Source organism: Microbacterium sp. I2, assembly GCF_051364985.1.
Classification (GTDB): Bacteria; Actinomycetota; Actinomycetes; order Actinomycetales; family Microbacteriaceae; genus Microbacterium.
The window spans coordinates 344,856-360,608 of record NZ_JBLWIH010000010.1 but is presented as its reverse complement, the minus strand read 5'-3'; the positions used below and the strand labels follow the sequence as shown (position 1 = coordinate 360,608).

At 69.9% G+C, this 15,753-nt stretch carries 13 protein-coding genes; 5 read left to right on the top strand and 8 right to left on the bottom strand.

What is annotated here, in order from left to right; genetic code table 11:
• Positions 1 to 66: 66 nt before the first annotated feature.
• The 3 genes from hemW to lepA are packed head-to-tail and all read right to left on the bottom strand — an operon-like array spanning position 67 to position 3,800.
• On the bottom strand, positions 67 to 1,284 hold the full coding sequence (gene hemW / locus ACLKM7_RS10905) for a radical SAM family heme chaperone HemW (RefSeq protein ID WP_436447191.1): 1,218 nt from the start codon (positions 1,282 to 1,284) through the stop codon (positions 67 to 69).
• Positions 1,285 to 1,289: 5 nt separating this feature from the next.
• A complete protein-coding gene (locus ACLKM7_RS10900; protein ID WP_436447190.1) occupies positions 1,290 to 1,940 on the bottom strand; it encodes a DUF1990 family protein in 651 nt (216 codons plus the stop codon).
• 9 nt (positions 1,941 to 1,949) lie between these two features.
• Positions 1,950 to 3,800: a translation elongation factor 4 gene (gene lepA / locus ACLKM7_RS10895; protein ID WP_436447189.1), complete on the bottom strand. Its 1,851-nt coding sequence runs from the start codon at positions 3,798 to 3,800 to the stop codon at positions 1,950 to 1,952.
• Positions 3,801 to 3,901: 101 nt separating this feature from the next.
• Here lepA and ACLKM7_RS10890 point away from each other — a divergent pair, with 101 nt between their 5' ends.
• Both ACLKM7_RS10890 and rpsT read left to right on the top strand, forming a co-directional pair.
• Positions 3,902 to 4,663 (top strand): alpha/beta fold hydrolase, encoded by a 762-nt coding sequence (locus tag ACLKM7_RS10890; protein WP_436447188.1) that lies wholly within the window; start codon positions 3,902 to 3,904, stop codon positions 4,661 to 4,663.
• Positions 4,664 to 4,775: 112 nt separating this feature from the next.
• Positions 4,776 to 5,036, top strand: coding sequence for a 30S ribosomal protein S20 (gene rpsT / locus ACLKM7_RS10885; protein ID WP_168914022.1), 261 nt, complete (start codon positions 4,776 to 4,778; stop codon positions 5,034 to 5,036).
• A gap of 85 nt (positions 5,037 to 5,121) precedes the next feature.
• Here rpsT and holA read toward each other — a convergent pair whose 3' ends face one another.
• The 5 genes from holA to pabB form a co-directional block, all read right to left on the bottom strand.
• On the bottom strand, positions 5,122 to 6,159 hold the full coding sequence (holA, locus tag ACLKM7_RS10880; RefSeq protein WP_436447187.1) for a DNA polymerase III subunit delta: 1,038 nt from the start codon (positions 6,157 to 6,159) through the stop codon (positions 5,122 to 5,124).
• A 9-nt stretch (positions 6,160 to 6,168) separates the two neighbouring features.
• Positions 6,169 to 8,547, bottom strand: a complete 2,379-nt coding sequence (locus ACLKM7_RS10875; RefSeq protein WP_436447186.1) for a ComEC/Rec2 family competence protein — start codon at positions 8,545 to 8,547, stop codon at positions 6,169 to 6,171.
• Positions 8,544 to 9,149, bottom strand: coding sequence for a ComEA family DNA-binding protein (locus tag ACLKM7_RS10870; protein WP_436447185.1), 606 nt, complete (start codon positions 9,147 to 9,149; stop codon positions 8,544 to 8,546). Before ACLKM7_RS10870 ends, ACLKM7_RS10875 begins: the two co-directional genes overlap by 4 nt.
• 90 nt (positions 9,150 to 9,239) lie before the next feature.
• The gene (leuS, locus tag ACLKM7_RS10865) at positions 9,240 to 11,852 is read right to left on the bottom strand and encodes a leucine--tRNA ligase (protein WP_436447230.1); all 2,613 of its coding nucleotides are present in this window, start codon (positions 11,850 to 11,852) and stop codon (positions 9,240 to 9,242) included.
• Positions 11,853 to 11,908: 56 nt separating this feature from the next.
• Positions 11,909 to 13,222, bottom strand: a complete 1,314-nt coding sequence (gene pabB / locus ACLKM7_RS10860; RefSeq protein WP_436447184.1) for an aminodeoxychorismate synthase component I — start codon at positions 13,220 to 13,222, stop codon at positions 11,909 to 11,911.
• A gap of 41 nt (positions 13,223 to 13,263) precedes the next feature.
• Here pabB and ACLKM7_RS10855 point away from each other — a divergent pair, with 41 nt between their 5' ends.
• Genes ACLKM7_RS10855 through ACLKM7_RS10845 form a run of 3 tightly spaced genes read left to right on the top strand, consistent with a single transcriptional unit; the run spans position 13,264 to position 15,749 of the window.
• Positions 13,264 to 13,953 (top strand): DedA family protein, encoded by a 690-nt coding sequence (locus ACLKM7_RS10855; protein WP_436447183.1) that lies wholly within the window; start codon positions 13,264 to 13,266, stop codon positions 13,951 to 13,953.
• Between the two features lie 4 nt (positions 13,954 to 13,957).
• Positions 13,958 to 15,007, top strand: a complete 1,050-nt coding sequence (locus tag ACLKM7_RS10850; RefSeq protein WP_436447182.1) for an App1 family protein — start codon at positions 13,958 to 13,960, stop codon at positions 15,005 to 15,007.
• A gap of 28 nt (positions 15,008 to 15,035) precedes the next feature.
• Positions 15,036 to 15,749 carry an SOS response-associated peptidase gene (locus ACLKM7_RS10845; RefSeq protein WP_436447181.1) on the top strand — a complete coding sequence of 238 codons (714 nt, stop codon included), beginning with the start codon at positions 15,036 to 15,038 and terminating at the stop codon, positions 15,747 to 15,749.
• The last annotated feature ends 4 nt before the right edge of the window (positions 15,750 to 15,753 follow it).

Here is a 15,753-nt window from a genome sequence, read left to right as displayed (position 1 = left end):
CTTTGGCACTCGCACGACTGGAGTGCCAATTCTACCGGATCCGCGGCCTCGTGCCCCGGAGGCGCTTCAATCGGTGAGCGCCCGGACCACCGCATCTGCGAGGAGCCGCCCGCGGCGCGTCAGCACGATGCGTCCTCCCAGCGCCGCCGGGCCGTCGACGAGGCCGTCCGCGATGAGCGCCGCGGTCTGCCGGCGCGCGTCGCCGGGCAGGTCGGCCAGCGCCAGGCCGTCGCGGATGCGGGTGCGCAGCAGTACCGTCTCGAGCCCACGAGCCGCGGCATCCGTCACTTCCCTCCCTGCAGCGGGCGACTCGGTGTGGGCCAGCCGCTGGGCGTAGGCGGCCGGGTGCTTGACGTTCCAGAACCGCACTCCGGCGATGTGGCTGTGGGCGCCCGGCCCGAAGCCCCACCAGTCCGCCCCTGTCCAGTACGCGAGGTTGTGCCGAGAGCGCTGTCGTTCGTCGCGCGCCCAGTTCGACACCTCGTACCAGTCGAAACCCGCCGACGTCAGCAGCTCGTCGGCGAGCTCGTACATGTCCGCCTGCAGATCGTCGTCGGGGGTCGCCAGCTCACCGCGGCGGATCTGGCGCGCGAGCTTCGTCCCCTCCTCGACAATCAGGGCGTAGGCCGAGAGATGGTCGGGTTCCAGCGAGATCGCCGCCTCGAGCGACCGGCGCCAATCGTCCAGCGACTCCCCCGGCGCGCCGTAGATCAGATCCACGCTCACATCCAGCCCTTCGGCGCGCGCCGCCGTCACGGCAGCGCGGACGCTTTCGGGCCGGTGCGTGCGGTCGAGGGTGGCCAGCACGTGCGGCACGGCGGACTGCATCCCGATCGACATGCGAGTGACACCGGATGCCGCCAGCTCCGCCGTCACGGCTGCCGAGACGGTGTCGGGATTCGCCTCGACGGTGATCTCGGCATCGTCCGCGAGGCCGAATGCCTCGCGGACGCCGTCAAGCATGCGGGCGAGGTCGCCCGCCGGGAGCAGCGTCGGCGTTCCGCCACCGAAGAAGACCGTTCCTGCCGGACGGCGGCCGCCCACCCGGTCGAGCATGGTCGCTGCGAGATCGATCTCGCGCAGCACCGTGTCGGCGTACTCGTCCTGACGGGCGCCGCGCAGTTCGGTCGCCGTGTAGGTGTTGAAGTCGCAGTAGCCGCAGCGCACACGGCAGAACGGCACGTGCAGGTAGACGCTGAACGGCCCGTGCGGATCGACGCGCAGCCCGGGAGGGAGCGGTCCGTCGGTCGGCACAGGCTCGCCGAGAGGAAGCGCGGAGCCCATGCGGCTCAGGCCGGCGTGGAGTACAGCGGCGAGATCGCCCGCAGATAGCGGGTGAACAGCTCACGGCGGCGGCGGCGTGTCAGCCCGGGAAGCATCCGGTACAGCATCGCGCGGGGCGCGTCGAAGGCACGAACCGTGAACCACACCTCGTCGTTGTCGTGCCAGTCCAGCATGAAGGACTCCTCGCCGCTCACGACCGAATCGCTCACGGTCCCCAGCGCGAATCCCACGCGGCGCGGCTCCTCCACCGCGAAGATGACTCGCAGCTCGGCGTCCGCGCGCAGGCCCCTCACACGGCCCTCGACGCGGATCGTCGTGCCGGCGCCGACATACGGCGTGCCGTCGCTGTCGTAGCGCACGTCGGTCTCGGACCTCGCCGGAGCGATCGGATTGCCCTCCGCGTCGAAGCTCACGCCCGAGTACATCGGCCCCGACGCCGGGCGCACGTCCTTCAGCTCGAGGCCGGCTCCGCGCTGCGCGGTCCACGAGAGCAGCGCGTCGCTCGCGGCCTGGAATCGAGCCTCGCCGCTGCCGATGCGCCACGACTGCTCCGCCGGGATGCTGCGCTCCGGCGGATACTGCATGAGATCCGGCGCCTGCGTCGCCCCGACGGCGGCGTAGTCGACGGTGTCGTCCCGGAATGTCCCTCGACGCATCTCACCAGCCTACTTCGAGGCCTTCCCCTCGACGTCTCCCGACAGCGCGGCGATGAACGCCTCCTGGGGAACCTCCACGCGACCGACCATCTTCATGCGCTTCTTGCCCTCCTTCTGCTTCTCGAGGAGCTTCCGCTTGCGGCTGATGTCGCCGCCGTAGCACTTGGCGAGCACGTCCTTGCGCATCGCACGGATGTTCTCGCGTGCGATGATCCGCGCGCCGATCGCCGCCTGGATCGGGACTTCGAACTGCTGGCGCGGGATGAGCTTGCGCAGCCGCTCGGTCATCATCGTGCCGTAGGCGTACGCCTTCTCGCGGTGCACGATCGAGCTGAACGCGTCGACCTTGTCGCCCTGCAACAGGATGTCGACCTTGACGAGATCGGCTTCCTGACTCCCGGCCGGCTCATAGTCGAGGCTCGCGTATCCCTGCGTGCGGGATTTCAGCTGATCGAAGAAGTCGAACACGATCTCGCCGAGGGGCATGCTGTAGCGCAGCTCCACGCGTTCTTCGCTGAAGTACTCCATTCCGAGAAGGCTGCCCCGGCGGGACTGGCACAGCTCCATGACGGTGCCGACGTAGTCCTTCGGCGTGAGGATCGCCGCCTTCACGACCGGTTCGCTGACCGTCGCCACGCGCCCGTCGGGGTACTCGCTGGGGTTGGTGACGGTCACCGTCTCGCCGGTGTCGGTCGTCACCTCGTAGATGACGCTCGGCGCCGTCGTGATGAGGTCGAGATCGAACTCGCGCGCGAGTCGCTCGGTGATGATCTCTAGGTGCAGCAGGCCCAGGAATCCGCAACGGAAGCCGAAGCCGAGGGCGACCGAGGTCTCGGGCTCGTATTGCAACGAGGCGTCCGAGAGCTTCAGTTTGTCGAGCGCTTCGCGCAGCTCGGCGTAGTCACTGCCGTCGATCGGGTAGATGCCCGAGAAGACCATGGGCTTCGGGTCGGTGTAGCCGGGCAGCGCGTCCTTCGCCGGCTTGCGATGCGTCGTGATCGTGTCGCCGACCTTGGATTGGCGCACATCCTTCACACCCGTGATGAGGTACCCGACCTCGCCGACGCCGAGACCCCTGGTCGGGGTGGGCTCGGGATTCGAGACACCGATCTCGAGCAGTTCGTGCGTCGCGGTCGTCGACATCATCTGGATGCGCTCGCGCGGCGAGAGTGTGCCGTCGACCATCCGGACGTAGGTCACCACTCCGCGGTACGAGTCGTACACCGAATCGAAGATCATCGCCCGGGCCGGGGCATCCGGATCGCCCTTGGGAGCAGGGATCTCGCGCACCAGACGGTCCAGGAGCTCCTCCACCCCCTGTCCGGTCTTCCCGCTCACACGGAGCACGTCGTCGGGGTCGCCGCCGATCAGGCCCGCGAGCTCCCTCGCGAACCGGTCGGGGTCGGCCGCCGGCAGATCGATCTTGTTGAGCACGGGAATGATGTGCAGGTCGTTCTCGAGCGCGAGGTACAGGTTCGCCAGCGTCTGCGCCTCGATCCCCTGCGCTGCATCGACGAGCAGGATCGCGCCCTCGCACGCCGCGAGCGAGCGACTCACCTCATAGGTGAAGTCGACGTGCCCGGGCGTGTCGATCATGTTGAGCGCGAACGTCGAGCCTTCGGACTGCCAGGGCATCCGCACAGCCTGCGACTTGATCGTGATGCCGCGCTCGCGCTCGATGTCCATGCGGTCCAGGTACTGGGCGCGCATGTCGCGGTCCGAGACCACGCCGGTGATCTGCAGCATGCGGTCGGCCAGCGTGGACTTGCCGTGGTCGATGTGGGCGATGATGCAGAAGTTGCGGATCAGCTCAGGAGGGGTCGCGGACGGCTCGAGAGGCTTCAGGGCGCGCGGTGACATGTCCAGACGATTGTACGGGGCCCGCCCGCACCCCTGACCGCGTTGCCGGGTCAGCGGCATGCCGACCCGGTGGGCACGGGGAGCCCGGCTACCCTGAGACGGTGGTCGTTCAGGTCGTGCTCGTACACGGCATCCGGACATCTGCCACGATGTGGCGCTCGCAGGTGGCACACCTCGAGGGACGCGGGATCCCTGTGCACGCGATCGATCTGCCGGGGCATGGCGCTCGGATGGCGGAGACGTTCACGCTGGAGGGAGCCTTCGCGACCATCGATGACGCGGTGACGGATGCCGCGGCCCGTGGCCCTGTGCTCCTCGCCGGGCATTCGATGGGAGGCCTGCTGAGCGTCGAATACGTGGGTCGTGAGGTTCCTCCCCCGGTGGCGGGCTTCATCGCGGCATCGTGCACGGCGATCCCTCGCGGACTCGGGCTGAGGACCTACCGAGTGCTCGCGCGCGGCTTCGATGCACTGCCCGATCGCGGGATGTGGCTCACGAACCGAATGCTGGAGCGCACCCTTCCCCCCGAGACGCGCGAGGACTTCGGCGCGGGCGGATACGCCTTCGACACACAAGACGCGGCCCTGCGGAGCCTTTCGGTCCTGGACCTGCTCGCGGCGCTGCGCAGGATCGACGTGCCGCTGTGGTTCATCAACGGCCAGTACGACCAGCTGCGGCTCAACGAGAGGCTGTTCGTCGGTGTGGCGCAGCACGCCGAGCTCATCGTCGTGCCGCGGACGAGTCATCTCGTGAGCGCGATGCGTCCATCCGTGTTCAACGCACTCCTGGACGTGGCGATCGCGACGATCGAGCAGAACACGCGCTCCGGGCGGGCGCGGGCACGGAGCCAGCCGGAGACCTGATAGAATCCTTGTTTGGCTTGCGTGTGGGTTTTCCCTCACGATCGCCGCCAGGCGCCCTCTCTCGCCGAACGGCATCTCCATCCGATCACTCCGAACGAAAGAACGTCGACACGTGGCGAACATCAAGTCGCAGATCAAGCGCAACAAGACCAACGAGAAGGCGCGCGAGCGCAACAAGGCCGTCAAGAGCGAGCTGAAGACGCACGTGCGCCGCACGCGCGAGGCCGTCGCCTCGGGCGACAAGGCCGCAGCCGAGAAGGCACTGGCCACGGCGGCGAAGAAGCTCGACAAGGCCGTCAGCAAGGGCGTCATCCACAAGAACCAGGCGGCGAACCGCAAGTCGGCGATCGCCAAGCAGGTCTCGGCGCTCTGACATTCGTCGAAAAGGCCCGTTCCCTCCGGGGAACGGGCCTTTCGGCGTGTCAGGAAGCGTGCGTCGCGATGACCGTCGTCCGTGATCAGGCGCCGTAGGGCGCACGCGTCGCGATCACGGTGACCATGCGCTCGAGTGCGAAGACCGCGTCTCGCGAGCCGCCCTTGACCTCGGCATCCGCTCTCGCCGTCGCCTGGATCGCCATGCCCAGGCTCGACTCGTTCCAGCCGGCCAGATCGCGCCGCGCGCGATCCACCTGCCAGTCCTTCATGCCCAGCCGCGCTGCCAGCGCCGCGGACGGCTCGCGGTTGCCGGCGACGCGCGCCATCGTCCGCAGCTTCATCGCGAAGGCGGCCACCAGCGGCACCGGGTCGGCACCGGAAGCCAGAGCGTGCCGGAGCGCGATGAGCGCGTCGCCGTATCGGCCAGCGATCGCAGTGTCGGCCACGGTGAAGGATGAGATCTCGACGCGTCCGCCGTAATACCGCTCGACGACCTGCTCGGTCACTTCCCCGGGCACATCGGCGATCAGCTGCTGGCACGCGGCCGCGAGTTCGGTGAGGTCGTCGGCGAATGCCGAAACGAGGGCGCGCAGAGCGACCGGCGCGATGCGCTTCTTCGCCGTCTGGAACTCCCCCGCCGCGAAGTCGAAGCGGTCGGAATCGCGCTTGATCGCCGGGCACGCGATCTCGACGCCGCCGCCCTCTCCCGCGCGGATGGCGTCGAGGAGCTTCTTTCCCCGCACGCTCGCGCCCGTATGGCGCAGCACCACGGTCGCGCCGTCCTGCGGCCCGGCAAGATAGGACACCGCCTCGGCGAGGAAGGCATCCGAGCACTTCTCGACGCCCGTCACTCTGACCAGTCGGGGCTCTCCGAACAACGACGGGGACGTGACGGCCAGGAGGGTGCCCGCGGCGTAGTCGTCGGCACGCAGATCCGACACCTCGAGCGTGGGGTCTTCGGCCCGCAGGTAGTCCCGGACGCCCGCGATCGCGCGCTCCGCGCAGACATCCTCGGGTCCTGACACCAGCACGATCGGCGCCGGCTGGGGCGCACGCCACGACAGCTGCGGGATGGCGCTGCGGGCGGTCTTCGCAGACGCGCGGCGGGGGGCGGGAGGCATTGCTCCAGCCTACCCAGCGGCTCCGACGCCGCCGCCTCGTTCGCGCCACACCGAGAGTCGCTCTCCGTCCGGCCAGATCGCGACCATGCCGTCGCGGTCGGTACGCGCCACCACGGCGCCCATCTGTGTGAGCAGGTCGAGGATCTCGACGCGCGGGTGGCCGTAGTCGTTGCCGAGGCCGACGGTGACGACGGCGACGCCGGGATCGGCGGCCGCATAGAGCGCGGCATCCTGGTCCGCACTGCCGTGGTGAGCGACTTTGACCACCGCGTACGGCGGATCGAGCGAGCCCGCTGCCTCGATGGCACGCTGCGGCGAGGCCGACAGGTCCCCCAGCAGCAGCGTGGGTGGGATTCCCCCGCCGCGGACGTCCAGCACGATGCTGGCGTCGTTGCCTGCGGGGAACGCGTGGCTGTCGGGAAGCGGCCACAGCGCGCGCCACCTCGCTTCTCCGAGGGAGCCGGTCATGCCCGCGGATGCCTCGACGAGGTGTGCTCCGGCGGCCGCGAGCACCGAGAGCACGGCGGGTGCCCGCTCGTCGTGCGGGCCGTGCAGCACCGTGTCGACACGTCCGGCCACGGCGGACACTCCACCGGCGTGATCGAGGTCGTAGTGCGTCATCACGAGCAGATCGATCCGTTCGATGCCCGTGCGCGACAGGCAGGCGGTGAGAGCTGCGGGATCCGGCCCGGTATCCACCAGCGCCACGGCACCCGCCGAACGCATCAGCACGGCATCGCCCTGTCCGATGTCGCATGCGATCACCGCCCACTCGGCAGGCAAGGTCCAGCGCCCGGCGACGGAGCTCAGTGCTCCATTGCCCAGGACTACCCCCGCAACACCCGCCACCACGACTGCAGAGATCACCCGGAGCCCCCGCACGGGCGCGCCCGACCCGGGCACGATGACCATCGCGGCGATCGCAGCGCTCACCGCCGCGAGGACGAGAGCCCCGGGCCACCCCTCGATCCACGGGAGCAGATCGCCGGGCAGCTGCGAAACCGTGCCGGCTACCGCGGCGATCCACGACGCCGGCAGCCACGCGAGCGCGGAAAGGCCAGCCTGCACCCACGGCACCGGCGCGGCCAGACAGGCCGCGAGTCCCAGCACCGTCGTCACGGGCGCCATCGGTCCGGCGAGGAGATTGGCGGCCACGCCGTACAGCGACACGTGGGGCGCGATCAGCACGAGCAGCGGCCCGCACGCCAGCTGCGCCGCCAGCGGCACGGAGATCGCGAGGGCGAGCGGGCGTGGCACGACGCGGGCGAGGCCGGCGGCGAGAGGCCGCGCCCACACGAGGAGCGAGGCCGTCGCAGCAGTCGACAGCGCGAAGCCGAGTGACGCGGCCAGCCACGGATCGGCGACCAGCGCGCCCGTCACCGCCAGCGAGAGCACGGTCATCCCCATTCCGGTGCGGCCGAGCAGGACGCCCAGCATCGCGATGGCAGCCATGCCGGCGGCTCGCACGACGCTGGGCTCCGGTGTCACGAGCAGCACGAAGCCGCCGAGCACGACGACGCCGATGCCGCACCGCAGCCCTCGTGATGCCCCGCATGCCGCCGCGGCAGCGAACGCGATCCCGACGACCAGAGCACAGTTCGCCCCCGACACCGCCGTCAAATGCGACAGCGACGATTCCTTCATCGACGCGTCGAGCGCCGGCGTCACGGCGGACGTGTCGCCGACCGCCAGCCCCGGCACCAGTCCGGCGCCCGCACCGGGCAGCCCGACGACCGACCGGACGAGGCCCTGACGCAGGTGCGCGGTGACACCCGCGACGCCGCCCGGCGGCCGCGCCACATCGACACCGCGTGCCGCCCACAGCACCGCCACTGCGCGCTCCCCCGGGCGTGCCGGCGATACCGTGCCGCGGACCACCACGCGGGAGCCGACATCGAGTGCGGCCAGGGCGCCGACCGCCCCGGGATCCACCCGCACGACGACCTCGGCTCGCGTCTCGCGTACCTGTGTGCCCGCCGTCCAGCGCAGCGCCGTCGCATCGAAGGCGAGGGCGCCGTCCGCGCGACGCTCGATCTTGCCCACGACATCGGCGACCACCTCGAAGGCTCGGCCGTCACTCATCGCGAACTCCGCGACCGCCTCACGCGCGGGCATTGCGAGCGCGACATGCGATGCGACGGCGGCCGACGCCGCGGCGGCGAGCACGGCAACGACAGCGGTTCGCTGCACGCCCGCGCGCCTGTCGCCGCGAGATGCCGGGCGGAGTGCGCGCACCCCGGCGACCGCCGTCGCGGCCAGCACGACAATCCACAGCGCGACGGCCATGCCGGCAGCCGCGGCGGGCAGCAGGATCGCGGCGCCCCCGGTGACCCACGCGGCCGCAGCGACCGCAACCAGGCGCAACGACGCCTTGCGGCGGGCGCTCACACGGTCACCAGGTCGCGGAGGGACTCCAGCATCTTGTCGCCGATGCCCGGGACCGCCAGCAGGTCCTCGATGCTCGTGAAGCCGCCGTTCTCTTCGCGCCAGGCGATGATCCGCTCAGCCAGGGCGGGGCCGATGCGCGGGAGAGTCTCGAGCTGCGTCGCGTCGGCCTCGTTCAGATCGATGAGACCGTCAGCGGATGCCGCCGGGCCGACGGCATCCGGAATCGTCTCACCGATCTCGGGCACGTGCAGTTGCTCACCGTCATCGACGGCCCGCGCGAGGTTGACCGCCGCGCGATCGGCGGTCGCGGCGAACCCACCGGCCGCCGCCACGGCGTCCACCACGCGCGCTTCCGGGGGCAGGACGTAGAGCCCGGGTGCCGCCACAGCACCCGAGACGTGGACGTAGAGCTCAGCGCTCGCCTCGATCGTCGCGTCCGCACCAGGCGTGGTGTCGAGCGCGATCTCGTCGACCGGCGCGGTCGCTCCCCGGACGATTCCGATCGCCACCGTGACCGCGAGAGCGGCGATCACGAGCACGACCAGCGCGCCGAACCCGAACCGCCGACGACCGCCGGATCCGGAGCTGTCGGCACCTGTCACGCACCCACGCTAGGCAGCCGAGACCGGCGTCCGATCGCGACCCGGATCATCTGTGCAGACGCCGCCGGAGCGCGCGCCTGGGGAGGAGGCTCAGTGCGTGCTGAAACTCACGACCTTGGGAGGCCTCACCACGGCTCGCGTGATCTCACGTCCGGCGAGCGACCGGGTCACTCGCTCGTCCGCGCGTGCGAGCTTCTCGAGCTCGGCCGCGTCGATGCGCGCCGGCACCGTCAGGGTCGCCCGCACCTTGCCGTCGATCTGGACCACTGCGGTGACGCTCTCTTCGACCAGCAGAGTCGGATCGGGATTGCGCCACGGGACCACGCCGACGAAGCCCTCGTAGCCCAGGATCTCCCACATCTCCTCCGCGGTGTGGGGCGCGAACAGGTCCAGGATCATCGCCGTGGCCTCGGCGGCCTCGCGTACCGCAGGGTCGGCCGGGCCGGCGCCGGTGTCGATCGCCTTTCGCGTCGCGTTGACCAGCTCCATGAGGCGGGCGACGACGACGTTGAACTTCGTCTGCTCGACCAGGCCCGGGGCATCCGCCAGGAGACGATGGGTGACGCGGCGCAGCGACGCATCGCCCTCCGCCCACACCACGTCGGGAGCGCTCGTGACGTCCTTCGCGACGCGCCAGGCACGCGCGAGGAACTTCTGGGCCCCGGTGGTCGAGACATCCTCCCAGTTGATGTCGTCCTCGACCGGTCCGGCGAAGACGATCGCCACGCGAGAGGCGTCGGCGCCCGGGTCGACCATGCTGGCGGCGAACTCGACGAGGTTGCCCTTGGATTTGGACATCTTGCTGCCGCCGAGGAGCACCATGCCCTGGTTGATGAGGCTCGAGAACGGCTCGGTGAAGTCGATCAGCCCCATGTCGAAGAGCACCTTGGTGATGAACCGCGCGTACAGCAGATGCAGGATCGCGTGCTCCACGCCGCCGATGTAGGAGTCGACGGGCGCCCACCGGTCGGCCTCGCGCGACGGGAACGCCTGCGTCGGGTCTTTCGGGGCGAGGAAGCGCAGGAAGTACCACGAGCTGTCGACGAACGTGTCCATCGTGTCGGGGTCGCGCAGCGCCGGCTCGCCCGTCTCGGGGTCGACGGTCTGCATCCAGTCGCTGGCGCCGCCCAGCGGCGACGTGCCCTTGGGGGCAAGGTCCAGCCCGCGTGCGTCCGGCAGCTGGAGCGGCAGCTGCTCCTCCGGGACGGGTACGATGCGGCCGTCCTGGGTGTGGATCATCGGAATGGGCGTGCCCCAGAAGCGCTGGCGCGAGATGAGCCAGTCGCGCAGCCGGTACGACTTCGCGGCCCGGCCGGTGCCCGCGGCGGTCAGTTCCTCGATGATGCGCGCGATCGCGTTCCGCTTGGACAAGCCGTCCAGTGAGCCGGAGTTGATCATCCGGCCGTCACCCGTCAGGGCGACACCGGTCCTGGCGGGGTCGAGATCCGACAGGGAGTCGCCGGCGCCGGGGTCGATCGGCACGCCTTCGTCGTCCAGCTCGATGACCGGGATCGCCCCCGTGATGGGCGCGGTCGTATCGACGACGACCTTGACCGGCAGGTCGAACGCACGTGCGAAGTCGAGGTCGCGCTGGTCGTGCGCGGGAACGGCCATGACGGCGCCGTGGCCATAGTCGGCCAGGACGTAGTCCGCCGCCCAGATGGGCAGTCGCTCGCCATTGATCGGGTTGATCGCGTAGCGGTCGAGGAAGACGCCGGTCTTCGGCCGGTCCGTGCTCTGGCGCTCGATGTCGGTCTCGCGCTGGACCCGCTCGAGATAGTCCTGAAAGCGCATCCGCACTTCGGCGGACGACCCGGCTGCGAGCTCTGCGGCGAGGTCGCTGTCGGGTGCGACGACCATGAACGTCGCACCGTGCAGCGTGTCGGGCCGTGTGGAGAAGACCGTGACCTTCTCGCCCCGACCCTCGATCTCGAAGTCGATGTCGGCTCCGACCGAGCGGCCGATCCAGTTCCGCTGCATGCGGATGACCTTCTGCGGCCAGAAGCCCTCGAGCTGGTTGAGGTCATCGAGCAGCCGGTCGGCGTAGTCGGTGATCTTGAAGTACCACTGCGTGAGCTTCTTCTTGACCACTTCGGCGCCGCAGCGCTCGCAGTGGCCGTCGATGACCTGCTCGTTGGCCAGCACCGTCTGGTCGTTGGGGCACCAGTTGACCGGGCTCTCCTTGCGGTAGGCGAGGCCGCGTTCGAACAGACGCTGGAACAGCCACTGGTTCCAGCGGTAGTACTCGGGGTCGCTGGTGTGGAGGATCCGGCTCCAGTCGTACGACGAGCCGTACTGGTGGAAGCTCTTCTTGTGCTGCTCGATGTTGGCGTAAGTCCACTCGCGCGGGTCGGCGCCGCGCTGGATCGCTGCGTTCTCAGCGGGAAGCCCGAACGAGTCCCACCCGATGGGATTCAGCACGTTGTAGCCCCGATGGCGCCAGAAACGCGCCACGACATCGACGTAGGCATAGCTCTCGGCGTGTCCCATGTGCAGGTCGCCCGACGGATACGGGAACATGCCGAGCACGTACTTGCGCGGTCGCGTGTCGTCCTGGCCGCCGGCGCGGAACGGGTCCGCCTCGGCCCACCGAGCCTGCCACTTCTCCTGGATCGCGAAGGCCTCGTAGCCGCCCTCCGTGGGCGCGCTGCCGTCGGAGGGCACAGAAGTGTCGGGGGTATGACTCACGGGGGAAGAACCAATCGTGGGATGCCGGGGGGCGCGCACAGCGCAACCTCCAGGTTAGCGGAACGGCGCGCTCACCAGCCGGAGGGCAGTTCGGCGCCGAGAGCGGCCAGCGGTCCACGCGCCTTGATGCCCACTTCGGCGACCTCGGCCGAGGCATCCGATCTCCACGTGATGCCTCCGCCGGCTCCGACATACGCGCGGTCGGGCTCCACCACGATCGACCGGATCACCATCGCGAGGTCGAGCGCTCCGTCGTCGCCGATCCAGCCGAAGCACCCGGCGAACAGGCCGCGCGGACCGCGCTCGAGCCGGTGCAGGATCGACATGGCCGAGAGCTTCGGGGCGCCGGTCATGCTGCCGGCGGGGAACGCCGCGACGAGCAGGTCGTCCAGGGTCGTGCCGGGTACGAGCCGGCCCGACACGGTGCTCACCAGCTGGTGCACCGCGGCATACGACTCGACCTGCAGCAGACCGTCGACGCCGACCGAGCCCGCCTCGCACACCTGTGACAGGTCGTTGCGCATGAGGTCGACGATCATGATGTTCTCGGCGCGCTCCTTCTCGCTCGCCGTGAGCTCGGCGACCAGAGCCGCGTCCGCCGCCGGATCCGCGCCCCGCGGGCGCGTCCCCTTGATCGGACGGGTGCGCACGATGCCGGAGGCGCCGTCCGCGCCCACCTCGAGGAACCGCTCGGGGCTCGCGCTGAGCAGCGCGATCTCGCCGGAGCGGATGAAGCCGCCGTGGTGCGCCGGCGTCGCCGCGCGCAACCGTGCGTACGCCTCGATGGGGTCCACGGATGCCTCCACTGCGAACCGCGTCGTGAGGCACAGCTGGTACGCGTCGCCCTCGCGAATGGACTCGCGGCATTGCTCGATCAGCTGCGCGTACTCATCGGGCCGATGGCGCGCCGACGCGTGCCGCCGTGGCGGCACGGCGACTTCCGGCGCCGACGACGAATCGAGTGACGCGACTTCGGCGGCCAGGCGTGGCGCGGCAGCCGCCGATGCGAACGCCCACACCCGGCGTCGGGCGTGGTCGAACCCGAGCATCGCCTCGGTTCGCAGCCACAGCTCGTGGGGAACCGGGCCGGCATCGCGGGATGCCGGGGCACCGGCTCGCGCGGCGGCCTCGTCGTAACCGATCCAGCCCACCCAGCCGCCAGGGAATCGCCCGGACCCGGCGACCCCATCCGGCCCGCCGCACACGGTCTTCCGTACCGCGGCAGGATCGTCCGGCGACCCCGATCCGATCCAGCTCCAGCCGTCCTGGGCATCGGGCCCGGCATCCAGCCAGAACACGTGCTCCTCGGCCGAGAAACGGCCCGCGAAGGCGGCCGCCGGATCCACCCACCGCTCGACGGCGAGGGCGACGAGGGGCTCCGACATGTTCTCAGGCTAAAGGGCGCCGCGCCCTCTAGGCTCATGGCGTGAACGAGTTCCTCACGTGGCTGCTCGATGCCGTCCAAAGCGTCGACCCCGTGATCAGGACTTTGCTCGCAGGTCTCGCGATGATGCTCGAGACCAGTGTCCTCGTCGGTCTCGTGGTTCCCGGAGACACCATCGTGATCGTCGCGGCGACGGCCGTGGCCTCTCCCCTGGAAGGCGTCCTGCTCGGGATCGCCGTGGTGGCCGGCGCACTGCTCGGCGAGAGCATCGGCTTCTGGCTCGGCCGCTTCCTGGGACCGCGGATCCAGCACTCCCGCCTGGGACGGCGGATCGGCGAGCAGAACTGGGAGCGCTCGGAGCGCTATCTGCGCCGCAGGGGCGGACCGGCGATCTTCCTCTCACGGTTCCTGCCCGTCCTGCATTCGCTCGTGCCGCTGACCGTGGGGATGAGCGGCTATCCGTACCGCCGCTTCCTCGCCTGGACCGTCCCGGCGTGCGTCGTGTGGGCAACGCTGTACATCTTGGTCGCATCGCTTGCCGCAGGCACGTATCGGGAACTCGCCGACCGGCTGCACTACGCCGGCTACATCTTCGTCGCGATCATCGTGGTCTTCCTCGTCCTGGTCTTCGTCAGCAAGAAGGTCATCGAGCGCGCCGAGCGAAAGCACCTGGACCACGACGGGGGTGACGAGCCGCAGGGCGGAGCGCGGCTGACGGACGTGGAAGACTGAGGGGATGCCCGAGAACACTGCCGCGCCCACCCGCGCGAAGGTGCTGTGGCTTGCACGCCTCGAGTACCGGTTCCATGCGTGGCGTGAGCGCCGGGCGCGTCGCCGCGGTCAGAAGCCGACGGTGACTCCGTTCCCGTGCTACGCCGGGCCGGACTGGGTGCGGGTCCTTGGGCGCGTCATGATCGTGCCGCCCGTCAAGCAGACCGAGTCCGGTGAGTTCGCGAGTGTGCGCGGCTGGCGCAGCTTCGTCGCCGTCCCGATCGGCTACGCACAGGTGACCGTGACCATCGCAGGGACTGAGCACGTCGTCGTGGCCGACCGGGGCGGGGTCATCGACACGCGCCTGCCCGCTCGCCTCGAGCCGGGCTGGCAGACGTTCGCGGTGTCCGTCGAGGGCGGCGAGCCGGTCGAGACCCGCGCGTTCGTCGTCGGTCCCGACATCCGGTTCGGGGTGGTGTCAGACGTGGACGACACGGTCATGGTGACCGCGCTGCCACGACCGCTCCTCGCCGCGTGGAACTCGTTCGTCGTCGATGAGCATGCGCGCCAGCCCGTGCCCGGCATGGCGGTCCTGATGGAGCGCGTCGTGCGTGACCATCCAGGATCACCGCTGATCTACCTGTCGACCGGCGCATGGAACATCGCCCCCACCCTGATGCGGTTCCTGAGGCGGCACGTGTTTCCGCCGGGTGCACTGCTGCTCACGGACTGGGGACCGACACACGACCGCTGGTTCCGCAGCGGCAAGGACCACAAGCTGTCCAATCTGCGTCGCCTCGCGCAGGAGTTCCCGAACGTCCGGTGGCTCCTGATCGGCGACGACGGTCAGCACGACGACGACATCTACACGACCTTCACGGACGAGAATCCGAACAACGTCGTCGCGGTCGCCATACGCCGGCTCTCCCCCGCCGAGGCGGTCCTCGCCGGCGGTCGCACGGCGGTCAACGACCATGCAGCCGCGGAAGTGCCGTGGGTGAGCGACAACGACGGTGCCGGACTCCTCGAGAGGCTCGAAGAGGCCGGCGTCGTGAGCGCCGAGCCACCCCGCTGACGTCGGAGGCGCGGCGTAGGCTGGCGGCATGTGCGGACGCTTCGTGGTGGCCAATGCCGGCTCGGAACTGGTCGGTGTGCTCCGGGTGGATGTCGAAGCCGATGATCTTCCCGCGCCCTCCTACAACATCGCGCCGACCGATCGTGCGGCGATCGTGATCGACTCGGCCAAGACCGAACCCCCGACGAGGCGACTGGAGGCGGCGCGCTGGGGCCTCGTTCCTGCGTGGGCGAAGGACCCGAAGATCGGCGCGCGCGCGTTCAACGCCCGCGCCGAGGAGCTCGAAGACAAGCCGATGTTCCGCACCGCCCTCGAGAAGCGGCGCGCGGTCGTGCCCGCGTCTGGGTACTACGAATGGAAGACCGTCGACGGCGTCAAGACACCCCACTACATCCACCCCGCCGAGGGGCAGCCCCTGTTCCTCGCGGGGTTGTACGAGTGGTGGCGCGACAAGACGAAGGCCGACGACGACCCTGAGCGCTGGCTGCTGAGCTTCACGATCCTCACGCGGGACTCGATCGGCAACCTCGGCTCGATCCACGACCGGATGCCCCTGTTCCTCGACCCCGACCACGCCGACGCGTGGCTGGACCCCACGACCGACAACGTGAGGGACGTCCTCGACGCCGCGATCGACGCCGCTCCGGCGCTGGCTGACACGCTGGAAGACCACGCGGTCTCCAAAGCGGTCGGCAATGTCCGCAACAACTCCCCCGAGCTCATCGAGCCCGTCGAGGACTGAGTCG